At 62.9% G+C, this 278-nt stretch carries 1 protein-coding gene and 1 pseudogene; both read right to left on the reverse strand.

Annotated features, from left to right (window positions below; genetic code table 11):
- The coding region (locus EE949_RS07610; protein WP_122663752.1) for a DUF1289 domain-containing protein at positions 1 to 150 on the reverse strand (150 nt) is incomplete at its 3' end.
- A pseudogene (locus EE949_RS07615) lies at positions 147 to 278 on the reverse strand (gamma carbonic anhydrase family protein); the annotation flags it as partial. The pseudogene EE949_RS07615 and the gene EE949_RS07610, both read right to left, overlap by 4 nt.

Genomic DNA, 278 nt, shown 5'->3' on the forward strand with positions numbered 1-278 from the left:
CCCCAACACCACTCGGCGCTCGGTATTGTCCATGCGGCTCCAGCGCGTGATCTCAGCCACAGTGCGCTGGCAGCCGGTGCAAATGTCGTCATCATCCAGCGCGCAAATGCTCACGCACGGCGAGGCGACGGGGCGTTCGCTCGGGTTCATTCTTCCTGCTCAGCCAAGTCGCGCGCATAGCGCTGTGAGTTGTGCACATAGTGCGCAGCACTGGCTTCCAGCATGCGCTTTTGCGCATCGGTCAGCTCACGCACGATCTTGCCCGGCGAGCCCATCAC

The sequence above is a fragment of the Pseudomonas viridiflava genome (assembly GCF_900602065.1).
In the GTDB taxonomy this organism is placed as follows: Bacteria; Pseudomonadota; Gammaproteobacteria; order Pseudomonadales; family Pseudomonadaceae; genus Aquipseudomonas.